The sequence below is a fragment of the Priestia koreensis genome (assembly GCF_022646885.1).
Classification (GTDB): domain Bacteria; phylum Bacillota; class Bacilli; order Bacillales; family Bacillaceae_H; genus Bacillus_AG; species Bacillus_AG koreensis_A.
The window spans coordinates 3709437-3727837 of record NZ_CP061868.1; the positions used below are offsets into that span (position 1 = coordinate 3709437).

Annotated in this window: 17 protein-coding genes and 1 other annotated feature; of the genes, 3 read left to right on the plus strand and 14 right to left on the minus strand. The window is 41.5% G+C overall.

Annotated elements, in window-relative coordinates; translation table 11 throughout:
- Positions 1–17 precede the first annotated feature (17 nt).
- Together hisS and IE339_RS19570 are read right to left on the minus strand one after the other, a co-directional pair.
- Positions 18–1283, minus strand: coding sequence for a histidine--tRNA ligase (hisS, locus tag IE339_RS19565; RefSeq protein ID WP_242170348.1), 1266 nt, complete (start codon positions 1281–1283; stop codon positions 18–20).
- Between the two features lie 74 nt (positions 1284–1357).
- Positions 1358–1594: a binding site (T-box leader), on the minus strand.
- A gap of 117 nt (positions 1595–1711) precedes the next feature.
- Positions 1712–1882 carry a hypothetical protein gene (locus IE339_RS19570; RefSeq protein ID WP_157052668.1) on the minus strand — a complete coding sequence of 57 codons (171 nt, stop codon included), beginning with the start codon at positions 1880–1882 and terminating at the stop codon, positions 1712–1714.
- A 185-nt stretch (positions 1883–2067) separates the two neighbouring features.
- Here IE339_RS19570 and IE339_RS19575 point away from each other — a divergent pair, with 185 nt between their 5' ends.
- Positions 2068–2946 (plus strand): N-acetylmuramoyl-L-alanine amidase family protein, encoded by an 879-nt coding sequence (locus IE339_RS19575; protein ID WP_242170350.1) that lies wholly within the window; start codon positions 2068–2070, stop codon positions 2944–2946.
- Positions 2947–2984: 38 nt separating this feature from the next.
- Here the strand turns inward: IE339_RS19575 and dtd are convergent, their stop codons facing one another.
- From dtd to IE339_RS19605, 6 genes are all read right to left on the minus strand, one after another.
- On the minus strand, positions 2985–3431 hold the full coding sequence (gene dtd, locus IE339_RS19580) for a D-aminoacyl-tRNA deacylase (RefSeq protein ID WP_242170352.1): 447 nt from the start codon (positions 3429–3431) through the stop codon (positions 2985–2987).
- 15 nt (positions 3432–3446) lie between these two features.
- Positions 3447–5642 carry a RelA/SpoT family protein gene (locus IE339_RS19585; protein ID WP_242170356.1) on the minus strand — a complete coding sequence of 732 codons (2196 nt, stop codon included), beginning with the start codon at positions 5640–5642 and terminating at the stop codon, positions 3447–3449.
- Between the two features lie 145 nt (positions 5643–5787).
- On the minus strand, positions 5788–6300 hold the full coding sequence (locus tag IE339_RS19590) for an adenine phosphoribosyltransferase (RefSeq protein ID WP_242170359.1): 513 nt from the start codon (positions 6298–6300) through the stop codon (positions 5788–5790).
- The gene (recJ, locus tag IE339_RS19595; RefSeq protein ID WP_242170362.1) at positions 6300–8660 is read right to left on the minus strand and encodes a single-stranded-DNA-specific exonuclease RecJ; all 2361 of its coding nucleotides are present in this window, start codon (positions 8658–8660) and stop codon (positions 6300–6302) included. The genes IE339_RS19590 and recJ overlap by 1 nt, the downstream gene beginning before the upstream one ends.
- 258 nt (positions 8661–8918) lie before the next feature.
- Positions 8919–11168, minus strand: a complete 2250-nt coding sequence (gene secDF, locus IE339_RS19600) for a protein translocase subunit SecDF (RefSeq protein WP_242170365.1) — start codon at positions 11166–11168, stop codon at positions 8919–8921.
- Between the two features lie 130 nt (positions 11169–11298).
- The gene (locus IE339_RS19605; protein WP_242170368.1) at positions 11299–11589 is read right to left on the minus strand and encodes a post-transcriptional regulator; all 291 of its coding nucleotides are present in this window, start codon (positions 11587–11589) and stop codon (positions 11299–11301) included.
- 131 nt (positions 11590–11720) lie between these two features.
- On the opposite strand from IE339_RS19605, the gene spoVB reads away from it, so the two are divergent.
- Entirely contained in the window at positions 11721–13271 is a 1551-nt protein-coding gene (gene spoVB / locus IE339_RS19610) for a stage V sporulation protein B (protein ID WP_242170372.1), read from the plus strand.
- Between the two features lie 17 nt (positions 13272–13288).
- Here the strand turns inward: spoVB and IE339_RS19615 are convergent, their stop codons facing one another.
- Complete coding sequence (locus tag IE339_RS19615) at positions 13289–13945, minus strand: DUF421 domain-containing protein (RefSeq protein WP_242170375.1); 657 nt, start codon at positions 13943–13945, stop codon at positions 13289–13291.
- A 204-nt stretch (positions 13946–14149) separates the two neighbouring features.
- Here IE339_RS19615 and IE339_RS19620 point away from each other — a divergent pair, with 204 nt between their 5' ends.
- Positions 14150–14536, plus strand: coding sequence for a TIGR04086 family membrane protein (locus IE339_RS19620; protein ID WP_242170377.1), 387 nt, complete (start codon positions 14150–14152; stop codon positions 14534–14536).
- A 36-nt stretch (positions 14537–14572) separates the two neighbouring features.
- Here IE339_RS19620 and yajC read toward each other — a convergent pair whose 3' ends face one another.
- The 5 genes from yajC to ruvB all read right to left on the minus strand — a co-directional run bounded on the left by yajC (position 14573) and on the right by ruvB (position 18398).
- Positions 14573–14833, minus strand: coding sequence for a preprotein translocase subunit YajC (gene yajC, locus IE339_RS19625; RefSeq protein ID WP_242170380.1), 261 nt, complete (start codon positions 14831–14833; stop codon positions 14573–14575).
- Between the two features lie 104 nt (positions 14834–14937).
- A complete protein-coding gene (gene tgt, locus IE339_RS19630; protein ID WP_053401058.1) occupies positions 14938–16077 on the minus strand; it encodes a tRNA guanosine(34) transglycosylase Tgt in 1140 nt (379 codons plus the stop codon).
- Positions 16078–16141: 64 nt separating this feature from the next.
- A complete protein-coding gene (gene queA / locus IE339_RS19635) occupies positions 16142–17170 on the minus strand; it encodes a tRNA preQ1(34) S-adenosylmethionine ribosyltransferase-isomerase QueA (RefSeq protein ID WP_242170382.1) in 1029 nt (342 codons plus the stop codon).
- 29 nt (positions 17171–17199) lie between these two features.
- Positions 17200–17400 (minus strand): DUF2905 domain-containing protein, encoded by a 201-nt coding sequence (locus tag IE339_RS19640; RefSeq protein WP_053401006.1) that lies wholly within the window; start codon positions 17398–17400, stop codon positions 17200–17202.
- On the minus strand, positions 17397–18398 hold the full coding sequence (gene ruvB, locus IE339_RS19645; RefSeq protein ID WP_053401005.1) for a Holliday junction branch migration DNA helicase RuvB: 1002 nt from the start codon (positions 18396–18398) through the stop codon (positions 17397–17399). The genes IE339_RS19640 and ruvB overlap by 4 nt, the downstream gene beginning before the upstream one ends.
- Between the last annotated feature and the right edge of the window lie 3 nt (positions 18399–18401).

Sequence of the window (18401 nt, forward strand, 5' to 3'; positions counted from 1 at the left end):
CCTCCTCTTAGAGTTGTTTATAAGTTCGTTAAATAGTGAACAAGTTCAGTAATAGCTACTTCGTTTTGATCACCTTTTTGCATATCTTTCACGTTGACCACACCTTTTTCAAGCTCGTCTTCCCCTAATACAACAACGTACTTCGCTTCTAGGCGGTCAGCCGCTTTAAACTGTGCTTTCATTTTTTTATCTAAGTAGTCTTTTTCCGTTACGAATCCTGCTTGACGGAGATCGTTGACGATGGAGACAACTTTATCTTTTGCTGCATCTCCTAATGACACTACGTAGCAATCGACACCTGTATCAACAGGAAGTTTAACACCTTCTGCTTCTAGTGCTGAAAGCAGGCGCTCAATGCTAAGACCAAAGCCAATACCTGGTGTTTCAGGTCCGCCTAAGTCTTGAACAAGACCGTTGTAACGTCCACCACCACAAAGCGTTGTAATCGCCCCAAAACCTTCTGCTTCACTCATAATTTCAAAAGCGGTGTGGTTATAGTAATCTAACCCACGAACAAGGTTTGGATCTACGACAAACTCAATATTTAAATCCGTTAAGTATTGCTGAACTTTTTCAAAATACTCTCTTGAATAGTCATTTAAGTAGTCTGTAATCGCTGGTGCAGTTTTCATTAGTTCGTGATCACGGTCTTTTTTACAATCAAGAATACGCAGTGGATTTTTCTCTAGACGATTTTGACAGTCTGAGCAAAACTCTCCGATTCTTGGTTTGAAGTGATCGATTAGCGCTTGACGATGTGCCTGACGGCTTTCTGCATCTCCAAGGCTGTTTACAACGAGACGAAGACTCTTCAGACCTAATGACTGATAAAATTGCATTGCTAGTGCTAATACTTCTGCATCAATGGACGGGTCGTTGCTTCCTAAAGCTTCTACACCGAACTGCACGAATTGACGGAAACGCCCTGCCTGTGGACGCTCATAGCGGAACATCGGTCCAATGTAGTAAAGCTTCGTTGGTTGATTCGGACTTCCGAACATTTTGTGTGTTACAAATGAGCGAACAACACCAGCCGTTCCCTCTGGACGAAGCGTTAAGCTGCGGTCGCCTCTGTCCGTAAAAGTGTACATCTCTTTTTGAACGATGTCCGTTGTCTCCCCAACTCCGCGTTGGAAAAGCTCGGTGTGTTCAAACATTGGGGTACGAACTTCTTTGTAGTTAAATGCTCGGCAAATCTCTCTTGCTTTTTGTTCAATATACTGCCAGTACTCAACGGTACCAGGTAAAATGTCTTGGGTTCCTCTTGGAATTTGAATAGACATGATTCGCATTCATCCTCCTGCTCTTATCGTTTGAAAATACAAAAAGCTCTCATCCCTACTGTTATCATCGTAACAGTAGGGACGAGAGCTTGAAATCTCGTGGTGCCACCCTAATTGAAGCTAATATCTAGCTTCCACTCAAATCGTTAACGTACGATCACGTTCAGCTCCTACTGCGATGATTCATCGGTTCAGAGAGAAACCTCCAGAGTGTTCTTTCAGTAAGTCATCATGCAGAAATGCTTTCAGCCTCGGCATCTCTTCTCTTTTCACGTGTACTCCTACCTACTCTGCTCTTTCACTGGTTATACCTATATAGATTATCTTTTATAAGATAACAGTTCTTCTGTTAAAAGAACTCGTATGTATTTAGTGATTGTCTATTATATTACGAATGAAATGAGTGATTGTCAAGAACCTTTCCCAATTTATGAGCGATTTAAATATCTTCTTAGCTTTTGCATTTCTTGCTGCTGATAGCCATTGCTCATCGTTGCCTTTTCTGCTTCTGCTTCATCTTGAACGTTTTCTCGAAAGGAAACGCCTAAAAGACTAGCTGATTGTAAAAAGGATTGTTCGCCCTTTGAACTAAATTTCATCTGTCATTCCTCTTTTCGTTTACTACTCCAATTTACTGTCAATACTGTATGAACATAAAAGTTTCTTTATCTATTTTTTCACCACATAAAGGAAATTATTCTTTCGTAGAGAATATATTTTTGTTCACACTTTAGCTGAGGAGCATATCGCTCAATTTAAACTAGTAGGAGGCATAAAAAGATACATGAACAAGAGAAAACAACTGGTGATTTGTCTGTTCTTTTGTATCATCACTCTATTTTTGACTTCTTATGACCGACAAGACGTACCTGTGTTAGAAAGTGGCAGCGTGACGGCAGACGTTCTCAATATGAGAAAAGGGCCTGGATTGTCATTTCCGGTTGTCAGAAAGCTACATCATGGAAAAGAGGTAGCCATTTTAGTCGAACAAGGAGAGTGGCGCTACGTTCGTTTGCAGGACGGAGCTGAAGGCTGGGTTTCATCTCGCTACGTACGCACAACCGCCAATCAAGCACTTCCTGTTCAAGCTGCCGTTCAACAAACAAGCAACGAAGGAAAATTAAATGGAAAAGTCATCGTCATTGACCCTGGTCACGGAGGAAAAGACAAAGGGGCAACAGGAAGTCAAGGTACTTTTGAAAAGGATTTAACGCTTCGTACAGCGACACAGCTAAAAGAACAGCTTGAACAAACCGGAGCAACCGTTTTATTAACAAGAACGTCAGATACTAGAATAGCTTTATCATCACGCGTGCAATACGCAAGAGAACACCAGGCTGACGTCTTTATTAGTATCCATTACAACAGCGTCAAAGACGAAAGTGCTCACGGAATTATGACTTATTTTTATCAAGAGAAAAAGGATCGCTCTCTTGCACAAAGCATTCAAAAACAACTCGCTTATACATCAAAACTAAAAAACAAATACGATAAATTTGGAAACTTCTATGTGCTGCGAGAAAACCCACAGCCATCTGTATTAGTCGAGCTCGGTTTTTTAAGCAACAGAGAAGAAGAGCAGTATATTAATTCAATTGCCTTTCAGCGAGATGTCGTTGGTGGCATCACACAAGGCATTACACAGTATCTTTTACAAAAATAAAAAAGCCCGTCAGCTCTCACAAAGCTGACGGGTATTTTTTACTTTTCTTTGCTTTCCACAATTAACGTAACAGGTCCATCATTTGTGAATGACACGTCCATCATTGCACCAAACTTACCTGTTTCCACGTTCGTTCCTAAGGCACGAAGCTGCTCATTAAAATGCTCATAAATGTCATTTGCATAATCTGGTTTCGCAGCGCTCATAAAGTTAGGACGTCTTCCTTTACGACAATCACCATAAAGCGTAAACTGTGACACGGATAATACGTCACCCTTTACGTCTAACAAGGATAAATTCATTTTCTCTGATTCATCTTCAAAAATGCGAAGGTTGGCGATTTTTTCTGCTACGTACTCTGCATCTTCTTTCGTATCGGTATGAGTAACTCCTACAAGAAGCATTAACCCGTGGTCAATCGCTCCAATTGTTTCGCCTTCTACCGTTACGGCTGCGTTCTTTGCTCGTTGTACCACTACGCGCATTTTTTCAAATCCCTTCTACTGCATAATTCGACGTACTGAATAGATGTCACGAATTTGCTTAATTCGCTCGACGACTTTGTGTAAATGGCTAATGTTATGAATGGAAATAGACATATTAATCGTCGCCATTTTATTACGATCAGATCGACCAGATACGGCAGAAATATTGGTCTTCGTTTCATTCACAGCTTGAAGAACCTCGTTCAATAACCCACGACGGTCAAATCCGGAAATTTCAATTTCTACGTTAAATTCTTTGCCTTGCTTAATTTGAGATTCCCACTCGACAGGAATAAGGCGTGATTCTGCGTCTTCCGTGTGCACGTTCGGACAATCAGCACGGTGAACGGATACACCTCTCCCCTTCGTGATGAATCCGACAATATCATCCCCAGGAACAGGACTACAGCATTTGGATAATCGAATAAGCAAGTTATCAATGCCTTGAACAATGACGCCAGAATCTCTGCGCTTAGTCGTATTCACGCGCTTCACTTCACGAATGTTTTCCTGTAAGGACGCTTCCTGCTCTTGATCACGCTTTTTACGCCATTTTTCAGTCAGGCGATTCGCCACTTGTAAAGGCGTAATTCCGTTGTAGCCAACGGCAGCATACATATCTTCATCATTGCTGAAGTTGAACTTCTCCGCAACGCGCTTGATATTGTCGGCTGTTAAAATTTCCTTCACGTCAAATTCCATTTGACGCACTTCTTTTTCAACAAGCTCTTTGCCTTTTTCAATGTTTTCATCACGACGCTGCTTTTTGAAAAACTGACGAATTTTATTTTTAGCCTGCGATGTTTGCGCAAGCTTCAACCAGTCTGGGCTTGGCCCATACGAATGTTTGGACGTCAAAATCTCAATAATATCGCCCGTCTTTAATTTGTAGTCAAGCGTAACCATCTTGCCGTTTACCTTCGCGCCGATTGTTTTATTACCGATCTCTGAATGGATACGATACGAAAAATCAATAGGTACGGAACCTGATGGAAGCTCAATCACGTCACCTTTAGGCGTAAAGACGTACACCATATCAGAAAAGAGATCGATCTTTAACGATTCCATAAACTCTTCTGCATTGGTCGCATCATTTTGGAACTCCAGAATTTCACGGAACCACGTCATTTTTTCTTCAAAGGACGATTGCTCTGTTAACGTTTTTCCTTCTTTGTATGCCCAGTGAGCCGCAATCCCGTATTCAGCAATTTGATGCATGTCTGCTGTGCGGATTTGCACTTCTAACGGCTCCCCTTTTGGACCAATGACAGTCGTATGAAGAGACTGATACATATTGGCCTTCGGCATGGCAATATAATCTTTAAAACGTCCAGGCATTGGCTTCCAGCACGTGTGAATAATCCCTAATACGGCATAGCAATCTTTGATGCTATTAACGATAATTCTTACGGCAAGCAAATCATAAATCTCGTTAAACTGCTTGTTTTGCAACGCCATTTTACGATAAATGGAATAAATGTGCTTTGGACGACCGGAAATTTCCACTTTAATCGAAACTTCGTTCACACGTTCACGTACTTCGTCAATGACCTGCTCCAGATATTCCTCACGCTCTGCACGCTTTTTCTTCATTAAATTCACAATACGATAGTATTGCTGTGGATTTAAGTAGCGAAGAGCCGTGTCTTCTAGCTCCCATTTAATCGCAGAAATCCCTAAACGATGCGCAAGAGGTGCAAAAATTTCCAGCGTTTCATTGGAAATACGACGCTGTTTTTCCTGCGGTAAATGTTTAAGCGTACGCATATTATGAAGGCGGTCTGCAAGCTTGACGAGAATAACACGAATGTCCTGTGCCATTGCCACAAACATTTTACGATGATTTTCTGCCTGCTGCTCTTCTTTTGATTTGTACTTAATTTTACCAAGCTTTGTTACACCATCTACTAGCATGGCTACTTCTTTGTTGAAGCTGTCACTAATTTGTTCTAGCGTCACTTCTGTATCCTCTACTACATCATGTAAAAAACCAGTTGCTATTGTATCAGGGTCCATCTCTAAGTCCACTAATATGCCAGCTACTTGAATCGGATGTATAATATAAGGCTCACCAGATTTTCGATACTGTTCTTTGTGAGCATCCTTTGCAAATTCATATGCTCGCTGGACAAATGCGACATCTCTTTCTGACAAATAGGTTTTAGCCTGGTCAATCACTTGTTCAGCTGTTAGCACTTGCTCGTTTGCCATGAAATCACCTTTTATAAGCATTTTGTAAATCCATATTGTATCTATTATCTTGAAAATTTTCAAAGATGTAAAGACCTTCTCAGGAAAAACTATCAATCCGTACAAAAAAAGCACCTAATGAGGTGCTTTTCTTACAGCAATGTGCTTAGTATTGCATTAACGTTAAAACATCATAGTTGCCTAATTTTTCGCGGCCATCTAAATACGTAAGCTCGATTAAGAATGCAATACCCGCTACAACACCGCCAAGATCTTCAACAAGTTTAATTGTCGCTTCGATTGTACCACCTGTTGCAAGAAGGTCATCCGTGATTAATACACGTTGTCCTGGTTTAATGGCATCTTTGTGGATTGTTAGAACATCTTTTCCATATTCTAAGCCGTAATCCACTTTGATTACTTCGCGTGGAAGCTTTCCTTCTTTACGTACAGGAGCAAAGCCTACTCCAAGTGCGTAAGCAACTGGACAACCGATAATAAATCCACGTGCTTCTGGTCCAACGATTAGATCAACTGATTTGTCTTTTGCATAAGCCATAATTTGATCTGTTGCATAACGGTATGCATCACCGTTGTCCATAAGCGTAGTGATATCTTTAAATTTAATCCCTGGTTTTGGCCAGTCTTCTACAATTGTTACATATTGCTTTAAATCCATTAGTTTGTTGCCTCCTCATTAATTGACGCACGCTTAAAAACCTGTTCAAACACACTTTTCAAATGTGCATATGATGTATAAAGAAAGTTTTTTTCAATTTGAATGTGCTCTTGTTTGTGACGAAAAGTCACAGATTCTATTAAATCACGTTTTGGACTATTTTTCACCAATGAAATCAGACCATTTTCTATTGTAACAAATTCTAGCTCAAAAAACACCTGTGACATGAAGTCAATTGTATCTTTAGTCCATCCTTTGTAAATAGCAAGCTCTTCTTTATAACGCTTCAGGTCAAATGGACTCTTCTTCGTTAGAAACGCATAGTACCATTTAAAATGCTCCCGTGTTGGAATCGTATCAAAGAAATGATTCTCAGCTGTGAAGAAAATCGCATAAATACGGGCTGGCACACGACCTGCAAATAATCCTTCGATCAGTTCAGAAGACGTTGGCAGATCTAGCAGAACAATCGTCTCATTCTCTACATGTACTTGCTTCGCTTCGTCTGCATGTTGAACGAGCACAATCTGATCACGATACGGTTGAAGGGCTGCGTGTGTCAGCGTCTCCTCCGAGAACGCAAGCAGCGTCATTTTCTCGTGATACGTAGATTGGAAGAAACGTGCAGGATCACGTAGACCTCGAAGATCAAATAACTGCCAATCATTAACAGCCATATCCTCAATCATAAGCTGTGGCTTACGAATATTATTCCACTCATTAATATTTAATTCACCCATTAATGAAATTTCTGCAAGTGGTGAAATATCTTCATATAAATAACCAAAGCCAAAGCCAATCGCATCGAGCGCTTGTCCATTATCTTCAATTACAAGCTTCATATGTGTTTGGTCCGCGCCAATTTTTCGAATAGATTGGATCGCTGATGGTGCAATCGCTACTTTCGGTTTTGGATTGTTCATCCCAAACGGAGCCATGAGCTGAAGCTGTTCAATCGCTTCAATTGTCACGTCTTCTACTTTACATGAAACATCAATCGACGTAACGGGAATAAAATCTTCGTCACTTAACACTTCTTTTGCCAGCTGATTTAGGCGTTCGCGAAGCTCTGCTACGTCTTCAAGCTTCAACGTCATCCCTGCTGCCATTGGATGTCCACCGAAGTGAGGCAAAATCTCACGACAGGTTGATAAGTTCGCAAATAGATCAAACCCAGCGATACTCCGTGCCGAGCCTTTTGCCACGCCCTTTTCATGATCCTCGCTTAGAACGATGGTCGGACGATAAAAGCGATCAACCAAACGAGAGGCAACAATTCCGATCACACCTGCGTTCCAGCCCTCACCTGTAATGACGAGAACAGCATTTTCAGAAGGTGGGTACATTTCTTCCACTTTTCGAATCGCTTCTTCTGTAATTTCATTCACCAATGCTTGACGTTCCTTATTTAAGCGGTCAATTTCCTCTGCTAAAAGAAGGGCCTCTTCTTCATTTTTAGACATAATCAGTTCTACAGCAGGATCAGCATCTTGAAGACGACCGACCGCATTAATGCGCGGTGCAAGTGCAAAGCCAATGGAATCCTCCGTCAGCTCTTGTTGCTTCACGTTACATACTTTAAAAAGAGCCTTCAGTCCAGGGCGCTGTGAATACGCTAGACGCTTTAAGCCTTTTTTTGCGATCAGGCGATTCTCACCCGTTAGCGGTACCAAGTCAGCGATTGTTCCAATGACTGCTAGCTCTAATAAATGCTCCGGAACTTCACCGAGCAGCGCATGGGCAAGCTTAAATGCCACCCCCACCCCTGCTAGATGACCAAACGGATAGTGACTTCCAGGCTTTTTCGGATGTAAAATCGCATAGCAAGATGGCAGAACAGGGCCTGGCTCATGGTGATCGGTAATGATTAAATCAAACGCAAGCTCCTCTGCTACCTGTGCTTCATGAACAGCAGAAATACCTGTATCAACCGTAATGACTAACGTGTAGCCCTGTTCATCAATAAAACGAAATGCTTCTTCGTTTGGACCATATCCTTCCGAAAAACGGTTCGGAATGTAAAAGTCCACATCTGCGCCAAGCTGCTGCAGCGCCGTCAGCATAACGGATGTGCTTGTTACCCCATCAGCATCGTAATCTCCGTAAATCATAATCTTTTCATTATTTTCAATCGCTTTATGAATACGTTCTACAGCGCGATCCATTCCGTCTAATAAAAACGGGTCGTGAAAAGATTGATTCTCTATATTTAAAAACTGTGAGGCAGATTCTTTCGTCGTCATGCCACGATTAATCAGCAAGGAGGCAATTAAAGGTGGAATATTTAAACTCTTTGCTAAGTCTTCTACTACTTCGTTATTTGGTTGTTGGATGTTCCAACGCCTTTTTGATTTTAGCATGCTTTCACCTCTTTTTCTGTCAGCTCCCGAACAATAAGAACCCCACTTCACTCACGCAAAGTGGGGAAAAGTGCTCGAGAATTCCCGGTCCATTGCTTCACTATTAGATCCTTTTCATCTCTAATAGAAGTTACACCTCATTATACTAAAGGGATTTAACTTGAGCAATCGCAAGCACCTCTGTAGGAAAAGGACATCCCTTATAAAAAGTCTCCACAAAAAAGAGGACTCACTCAAAAGTGAATCCTCTCGTAACGCTTATTTTTTCTTTTCAATTGGTTTTAAAAGCTCTGTTCCATTTCCGAAAAGCTGCTTTTTCTTCCAAACTAACCAAAGCTGTGCGGCAATAAATAATGATGAGTATGCTCCCATAATAAGCCCCACTAATAAAGCGATAGAGAAGTTTGTTAGTGAGCTGCTTCCGAATAGAAGAAGCGCTACAACCGTGATGATAACGGTTAGTACCGTATTGATCGAGCGCGTAAATGTTTCACGCAGGCTTCGGTTTACGATATACGTTAAATCATCTGGTGTTTTAATTGGATCGTTCTTCATGTGCTCACGAATACGGTCAAAGCTTACGATCGTATCGTTAATCGAGTAACCGATAATCGTAAGAACCGCCGCAATGAAGTTTAGATCCACTTCCAATCTTGTTAAACTAAAGAATGTGACGATCAAGAACGCATCATGCAGTAGGGCAATAACCGCTGCAAGCGCCATGTAGAACTCAAAGCGGAACGTTACGTAAATGATGATCCCAATTGACGCAATGATAACCGCTAGGATGGCATTGCGTGCAAGCTCTTTACCAACGGCTGGTGATACGGTACTGATACTTGGCTCTGAACCATATTTTTTATCAAAATAATCTTTCACATCCGCCACTTTGTCTTTCGGGAATGCTCCGATAAAACGAGCACGAGCGCCTTTGCTGTCTTTACCTGCTAACACCACGTCATCAGTTTCTAAACCAAGCGATTTAAAATCATCCTTCAATACTTCTGCTGTCAGTGGTTTATTGCTTTCTACTTGCACGAGTGTCCCACTCGTAAAGTCAACGGCTAGATTTAGTTTGAGCGTTAATAATAGAACAATTCCCGCTACTGTTAAAAGTCCTGAGAAGATAAAGAATACTTTACGGAATTTCACAAAATCAATAAAGTCCCAACGAGTTGGAATGCGAAGATTTCCGTTGTCTTTCCCAAGGTCTTGAATGTCTGATTTTCGAACACCAAAATAACCTGGCTTTTTATTAAGCGCACGACTATTCACCCATAGTGCTAATAGAAGGCGTGTTCCATAAACAGCTGTGATAAATGTTGCTAGAATACTGATGATCAGCATTGTTGCAAATCCTTTTACCGAGCTGTTTCCATATACGAACATAACGATCGCTGCTAAAATCGTCGTCAAGTTAGCATCTAAGATTGTCGCGAGTGAACGACGGTTCCCCGCACGGAACGCTGACATAACAGACTTACCAGATTTCAGCTCGTCCTTAATCCGCTCGTACGAAATAATGTTGGCATCAACAGCCATCCCGACCCCTAGGATAAGGGCTGCAATTCCTGGAAGTGTTAAGACCGCATTCATCCAGTCAAACACAACAAGAATCAAATAAATGTATGCACTTAATGTAATAACGGCAATTAATCCTGGTAGACGGTAGAAGAATAGCATGAATAAGAAAATAACGGCTACACCGATAAGTCCTGCTAAAATCGTATCATGCATCGCCTCTTGACCAAATTTCGCGCCAACAGATGTTGAATAAATCTCTTTTAATTCAACAGGCAAAGCACCTGCATTTAATAGCTTTGATAGCTGAGTTGCACTTGAAACAGTGAACCCACCTCCGCTAATGCTTACATCGTTTGTATCTAATACTTGGCTAACAGAAGCCGCCGATAGATACTTTGGATTCGGTTTCACAGCTTCTTTTTGATAGGAATCTTTTCCTTGTTCAAAATCTAACCAAATAACGAGTAGGTTTTTCCCCTGACCCATGTTTAAAATTTGCTGTGTTACTTTTTTGAATTTCTTTGCATCTTTTAGCTTTAGTGCGACGCTTGGACGATTATTTTGATCGTATGAAAGCTTTGCACCATTTTGAGCTAAATCTGTTCCATCCATTAACACTTTGTCATTTACATCACGAAATGTTAACTTAGCTTGTGTAGATAAAATATCACGTGCTTTTTGCTGATTTTTAACACCAGCTAATTGAACACGAATGCGATCCTTACCTTCAATTTGAATATTTGGTTCGCTAACCCCTAGTACATTGACACGTTGTTCTAAGGCTTGTACTGTACTTTTTAATGCATTGTCGTTGATGACGTCACCCTTTTTGGCTGGCTTTACTTTGTACAGAACCTCAAAGCCACCCTGAAGGTCGAGACCCAACTTAATATCCTTCGTGATGTTAGAGACTGTTGCCCCTATAAGTCCGAATAAGACTATAGTTATGAGAAAAAAAGCAACAATCCGTCCTTTTTTTACCATCAGAAAAAGTTCCTCCTTCATTATGTAAGCAAAAAAATGCTAAAATACCTCAGACTAAAAAAACAGAAAAGTGCATTAACATTCCTATTATCATGGATAAGCAAGGCTCTGTCAAATAAAGGTCAAAGCTTTAAGAAAATAAATCGCTCAAGTCACCCAAGTCGCTCATTTTTGTGCTAGCACTGCTTTTAAAAGACTCCATCGTCATGTAATTCATGACATCGCTTATTTTTGTTGATAGTACGTCATTAACAGCTTGATGAAGCGGTGGAACACTCTTTTCTTTCTTCCATTTTTTGTTGCATAAAAACGCCCAAATCTCCTCAAATTCTACGTGACCATATCCAAACAACTTAAATTCCTCTACCTTACTTTGAATGACCGGCAAAAGCCGTTTGTAATCCTCTTCATACATCGGCATCCTTATTCACACCTCATTATTTTCATTATTCGAAAAATACATCCTGTGATAACTTGTCATGCTTGGTCATACTTGGTGCATATAAGTATTGTATAAAATAATTTTTTGTTTGAGAAGGCAGGAATGATGCCATGTCTAAATTTTTACAGGGAACTATTGTATTAATCGTTGCGGGCCTTATTACGCGGGTACTTGGTTTTATTAACAGAGTTGTTCTTGCACGGGTGGTCGGAGAAGAAGGTGTAGGTCTTTATATGATGGTGATGCCTACTCTCTTTTTAGTCATGACCCTCACGCAGCTTGGCCTTCCAGTGGCCATTTCAAAACTCGTTGCAGAGGCGGAAGCAGTTGGGGACCGGTCGAAAATCAAAAAAATTATCGTGGTCTCCTTGAGTATTACTTCCATACTTAGCGGAATTTTCACTGTCGCATTACTCATGTCCGCTTCCTTTATTTCGCACAACCTTTTTACGGATGAACGAACGTATTATCCTCTTCTTGCGATCACCCCGGTTATTCCAATCATTGCGATCTCATCTGTTATTAGAGGATACTTCCAAGGTCTGCAGCAAATGAAGCCTGCCGCTTATTCACAAGTAATTGAGCAAGTTATTCGAATCACCTTAATTGCCGTTTGCACAAAAGCTTTTCTTCCTTACGGAGTCGAGTATGCAGCAGCAGGAGCAATGATCTCTGCCGTCATTGGTGAACTCGCTTCGCTCATTTATATGCTCTCAATGTTTAAGCTTAAGAAAAAAATTCGCATCCGTCGTCAGTTTTTATCGTCCGTTAAAGCAGGAAAAAGCACGTTTCAAGACTTGATGAGAATTGCCCTGCCGACAACAGGTAGTCGCGCTATTGGATCGGTTGCCTGGTTTTTAGAACCCATTGTCGTTGCACAAAGCCTAGCTATTGCAGGAGTAACGGCAAGCATCGCGACAAAACAATATGGTGAGCTTACAGGCCTTGCTCTTCCGCTTTTAATGCTTCCGTCATTTGTAACGGTCTCACTGTCCACATCGCTCGTTCCAGCAATTAGTGAGGCGTTAGCGCAGAACAAACAAAAGCAGATCGAGTATCAACTACATCAAGCTCTCCGCCTTTCATTCGTTACAGGTGGACTATCCGTCGTCGTTCTTTATGTATTCGCGGAACCGCTCATGACGCTTATGTATGGAAATGCAAATGCCGCCGTGTTCGTAAAAGTGATGGCACCCTTTTTTATTTTTTATTATTTTCAAGGACCGCTGCAAGCCGTTCTGCAGGCGCTTGATTTAGCAAGGGCTGCGATGATTAACAGCTTTATCGGAGCCTTTATTAAAACAGGCTTGATTTTTCTGTTAGCTACTCGTCCTTCCTTCGGCATTATGGGCGCGGCACTCGCCATTGTAGTTGGCATTCTTCTTGTTACCTTGCTTCACTTAGCAACTGTCGTAAAGCGAATTTCTTATACATTTCATGTAAGAGATTATGTGAAGAGCTTTCTGGTGATGTTTGCCTCAGGGTATGCCGGACACTTTTCCTACATGCATTTCTTTCATACTCAACCGCTCTCTGTACGTACACTAGCAAGCATCGTCTTCACTTCCCTTCTCTATTTGCTACTCCTAGTGTGCTTGAAGCTCGTAACAAAAGAAGAGCTCAAACGCTTTAACGTTTTTCGACGCTTCATCAAAAGATGAGGACTGGGGGAATTCCCCTAGTCCTCATCTTTTGTATCAATATAAAAGGTTCCTTGGTCGTAGCTACAGTATGAAATACGTGATAAGCTGAAGTAACCTCTTTGCGCTAATTCTTTTTGCAACCATTCAACGGTTCGGTGTTCCCTCTCTAGGTGGTGATGCTGAACTTCCCCGTCTAAAATAAAGGGCAAATTCAACGATGGCGTTTTCTTTTTTGATTGCTTCGTATCTTTTTTGAACACCGAGAGCTTTCCAGACGGCTCTAATATTGCAAATTCCACGTCCGCCATATTTTTAATATCTTTTTCTCTGAGCTGCGTCATTAAATCATTAAAATTATAGCGCTGTTTTTTCATTTCTTTTTCATTAATCTTGCCGTTATCGACAATGATGGTTGGCTTTCCATCCACCCATTCTCGAACTCGCTGACTGCGAAGAGAAATAACTGCTAATACAATCTGAATAATCAGCAAGATAACCATTGGTAAAATCGTATGAAAGATGGGATCATCCGTATTTTCAATGGCCATGACGGCCATTTCTGCAATCATAATAAACACCACTAAATCAAGAATACTTAGCTCACCAATTTCTCTTTTTCCCATTAAACGAAAAATAATGACGATGGCAATATATAAAATCACAGTTCGAATTGAAATACTGAGAAGTTCCATGATGGCCTCCTAGACGTACATTTTCATTGCCTTTTATTTTGTGCAATGTGTCTAAAAACATGACTTGAAAATTTTGCTTCTATTTTTGTCCATTTGGGAATATGCTCGTACTAGTAGAGATATAAAGTGTCCTCTAAAACGTAACGTCTCTCATATGTTCTATACACCGAACGTCACATCTAGAGGATAAAGGGGGAGCTTATTATGGAAGCCAAGCGGTTACTAATGGCTATTGTTGTAGGTGTGACTACGATTTTCACAATTGCAGTTCTGACTAGTCTTATTTTGTCTCTCATTTTAAAATTTACTTCTCTTGAAGAGTCTTCCATGAAATGGGCAATCTTGATTATTTCGTTTTTATCTGTGTTCATTGGAGGATTTGTTGCAGGAGGAAAAGGGAAAGCAAAAGGTTGGCTTTTAGGAGCTGTCACCGGTTTTCTTTATTCGTTTGTCGTATTTTTGATTCAATTTCTTGGCTATAGCCAGTCATTCTCATCCTCACAAATGCTGTTTCATCTTGGGTTTTTAGGAGTCGCTGTGTTAGGTGGTATGATGGGAGTTAACTTAACGTCTTCACGGCAATCGGCATAAAAAAAAGCAGCGGTTTTCATAATCCGCTGCTTTTTCTTATGCTTCTGTACGTTTCTCACGAATCGCAGGACGATCGAATGTTAGCATAGTGTTACCCGCTTTAATAACAACTTTACTTTCGTCGATTGATTCGATAATGCCGTGAAGGCCACCGATTGTGACAATCTTGTCCCCTTTTTGAAGGCTAGATTGCATTTGTTGCACGTTCTTTTGTCTCTTTTGTTGCGGACGGATTAGCAAGAAATAGAAAATAACAACCATTGCTAAAATCGGCCATAACTGAAGTAAGCTTTGCATGTTACTCCTCCTTTTTTATATGTATTGAATATAAATAAACGGCTGCCCGGTGCACAGAGTCTCCGAGCAACCATTCAAATATAAATATTCACATCGTTAAATGCTTAGAAATTCTTCGCATTTGGCTTGTTGAAGCCATATTTCTCGAAAAACTCTTCGCGGAAATCACCTAAACGATCTTCACGAATCGCTTCACGCACTTGCTCCATTAAGTTTAACAGAAAATATAAATTATGGTAAGACGTTAGACGAATACCAAACGTTTCATCACAACGAATTAAGTGACGAATGTACGCTCTAGAATAATTACGGCACGTATAGCAGTCGCAATTTTCATCTAACGGACGGAAGTCCTCTGCGTATTTCGCATTTTTCACGACTAAACGTCCTTCGCTTGTCATGAGTGTACCGTTGCGTCCAATTCTCGTTGGAAGCACGCAGTCAAACATATCAATCCCACGAATCGCACCATCGATCAAGGAATCTGGTGTACCTACGCCCATTAAGTAACGTGGTTTATTCGTTGGAAGGAATGGCGTTGTGAATTCAAGAACGCGGTTCATCACGTCTTTCGGCTCACCGACTGACAGTCCCCCTACTGCATACCCTGGGAAATCAAGTGAAACGAGATCAGACGCACTTTGTCTGCGTAAGTCCTCATATTCTCCGCCCTGAACGATTCCAAATAACCCTTGATCCTCTGGACGACCGTGTGCTTTTAAGCAACGTTCTGCCCAGCGGCTCGTACGCTCAACAGAAGATTTCATGTAATCATATTCTGCTGGATATGGTGGACATTCATCGAACGCCATCATAATATCGGAACCGAGCGCATTTTGAATTTCCATTGCTTTTTCAGGCGATAAGAAAAGCTTGTCTCCGTTTAAATGGTTACGGAAATGCACGCCTTCTTCTTCAATACGACGGAAATCGCTTAGGCTGAACACTTGGAAGCCGCCAGAATCAGTTAAAATTGGACGATCCCAGTTCATGAACTTGTGTAGGCCGCCAGCCTGTTTCACAATATCATGACCCGGACGAAGCCACAAGTGATACGTGTTGCTTAAAATGATTTTTGCGCCCATTTGCTTTAGCTCTTCCGGAGACATTGTCTTTACCGTTGCGAGCGTCCCAACTGGCATAAATGTTGGTGTTTCAAATGAACCGTGAGGAGTGTGAACAATCCCAAGACGAGCTCCGGTTTGTTTACACGTTTTAATAAGTTCATATCTAATTGCTGTCATAAACATGGATTCCTTTCCTGCTACCTAAAATTCGAATGAGCTCCTAAAAAGCCCTTACTGATCGTTAAATGATTAACATCGCATCGCCAAAGCTAAAGAAGCGATAGCGTTCCTCTACGGCTGTGTTGTACGCATGTAGAATGTTTTCTCTGCCCGCTAAGGCGCTCACAAGCATCACAAGCGTTGATTTTGGAAGGTGGAAGTTTGTAATCATTCCGTTAATTCCTTTAAATTCATAGCCCGGGAAAATAAAAATGCTTGTCCAGCCAGAAGACGCTACAAACTTGCCGTCATGTGCCGTTGCGATCGTTTCAAGCGTACGAGTGGACGTCGTTCCGACAGAGACGATACGACCGCCTTCTTCTTTCACTTTATTTAAAAGTGCGGCTGTTCCTTCACTCATTTGATAAAACTCCGCATGCATGTCATGATCTTCAATTGTATCCGCACTTACTGGTCGGAACGTTCCAAGACCGACATGAAGCGTAATGAATGCAACGTGTACACCTTTTTGCTTAATTTTTTCAAGAAGTTCTTCTGTAAAATGAAGACCTGCTGTTGGAGCGGCTGCAGAGCCTTCCTCACGCGCATATACCGTTTGATAACGTTCACGGTCATCTAGACGCTCTTTAATGTAAGGAGGTAGCGGCATTTCCCCTAGCTGCTCTAGAATTTCATAGAAAATACCTTCGTATTTGAACTCAAGATGACGACCGCCTTGGTCCCCTTCTCTCGTACAAACAGCAGTCAAACGACCATCACCAAACGTAATCGTTGTTCCTACTTTAATACGACGAGCTGGTTTGACAAGTGTTTCCCACTCGTTGCCTTCTTCTTGCTTCAGCAACAAAACTTCAACATTCGCACCTGTTTCATCCTTTGTACCGAATAAACGGGCTGGAAGAACACGCGTATCGTTTAACACAAGACAATCCCCTTCATTTAAGTGCTCAATAATATTATGAAAGTGCTCATGATGAAGTTCGCCTGTTTCTTTATTTACAACCATAAGTCTTGATGCATCACGCTTTTCTAGCGGTGTTTGCGCAATTAACTCTTCTGGAAGATTGAAATCAAATAAATCTATTTTCATTTTGCTTCACCTGTTTCTAATATGCTAAATTACTTAAAACGATTAATCACGTAAAAAATCAATGATAAGACAATACTAATTACAATCGAGGTGACAATCGGAAAATAAAAGGTCGTATTGCCCTTTTTGATTAAAATATCACCCGGAAGCTTTCCAATAAAGTGGAGAAGAAAACCAATCACAAGAAGCAGGGCACCTAGTCCCATCAACAGCTTTGGTAGCTCACTCACACTTCAGGCACCTCCATTTTAAAATGTTCATATACAAGCGGCGTCACCATACGCCCACGCGGCGTACGCTGTAAGAAGCCGATTTGGAGCAGATACGGTTCATACACATCCTCGATGGTATGAGACTCTTCTCCAATCGTAGCCGAAATAGTATCTAATCCTACCGGACCACCTCGGAACTTTTCAATAATCCCTCTTAATAATTTATGGTCAATATGATCAAGACCTAAACGGTCTACCTGTAAAAGATCCAATGCTTCACTCGCTAATGAAAGAGTAATCGAACCATCTCCCTTTACTTGAGCAAAGTCACGAACTCTTCGTAAGATACGATTGGCGATCCTTGGCGTTCCCCTCGCACGTCTAGCAATTTCAAATGCCGCTGGCTTTTCAATCTCAACTTGGAGAATGGAAGACGTACGCTCTACAATTGAGGCTAGCTCAGATGCTTCGTAATATTCCAAGCGACTAAGCACACCAAATCGATCTCGCAGTGGAGAAGATAGAAGTCCTGCTCTTGTTGTAGCTCCGACCAATGTAAAAGGCGGCAAATCCAACCGAACAGAGCGGGCGCTTGGTCCTTTTCCAATCACGATATCGAGACAAAAATCCTCCATCGCAGGATAAAGGACCTCCTCAACCGTGCGAGGAAGTCGGTGGATTTCATCGATAAACAGCACATCACCTGGCTCTAGGCTTGTTAAAATAGCTGCCAAGTCGCCAGGGCGTTCAATCGCAGGTCCTGACGTTGTCCGGAGCTGTACCCCCATCTCGTTTGCAATAACCGCTGCAAGCGTCGTTTTCCCAAGTCCTGGAGGTCCATAGAGCAACACATGATCGAGCGTTTCTTCACGAAGCTTCGCGGCTTTAATAAAGATGTCTAAATGGGACTTCACCTTTTCTTGGCCAAGATATTGATGAAGCGTTTGTGGACGAAGCGTTTGCTCTAACAGCTCTTCCTCTTGTAGGGCATCACCGGTTACGATTCGATCATCCATCTC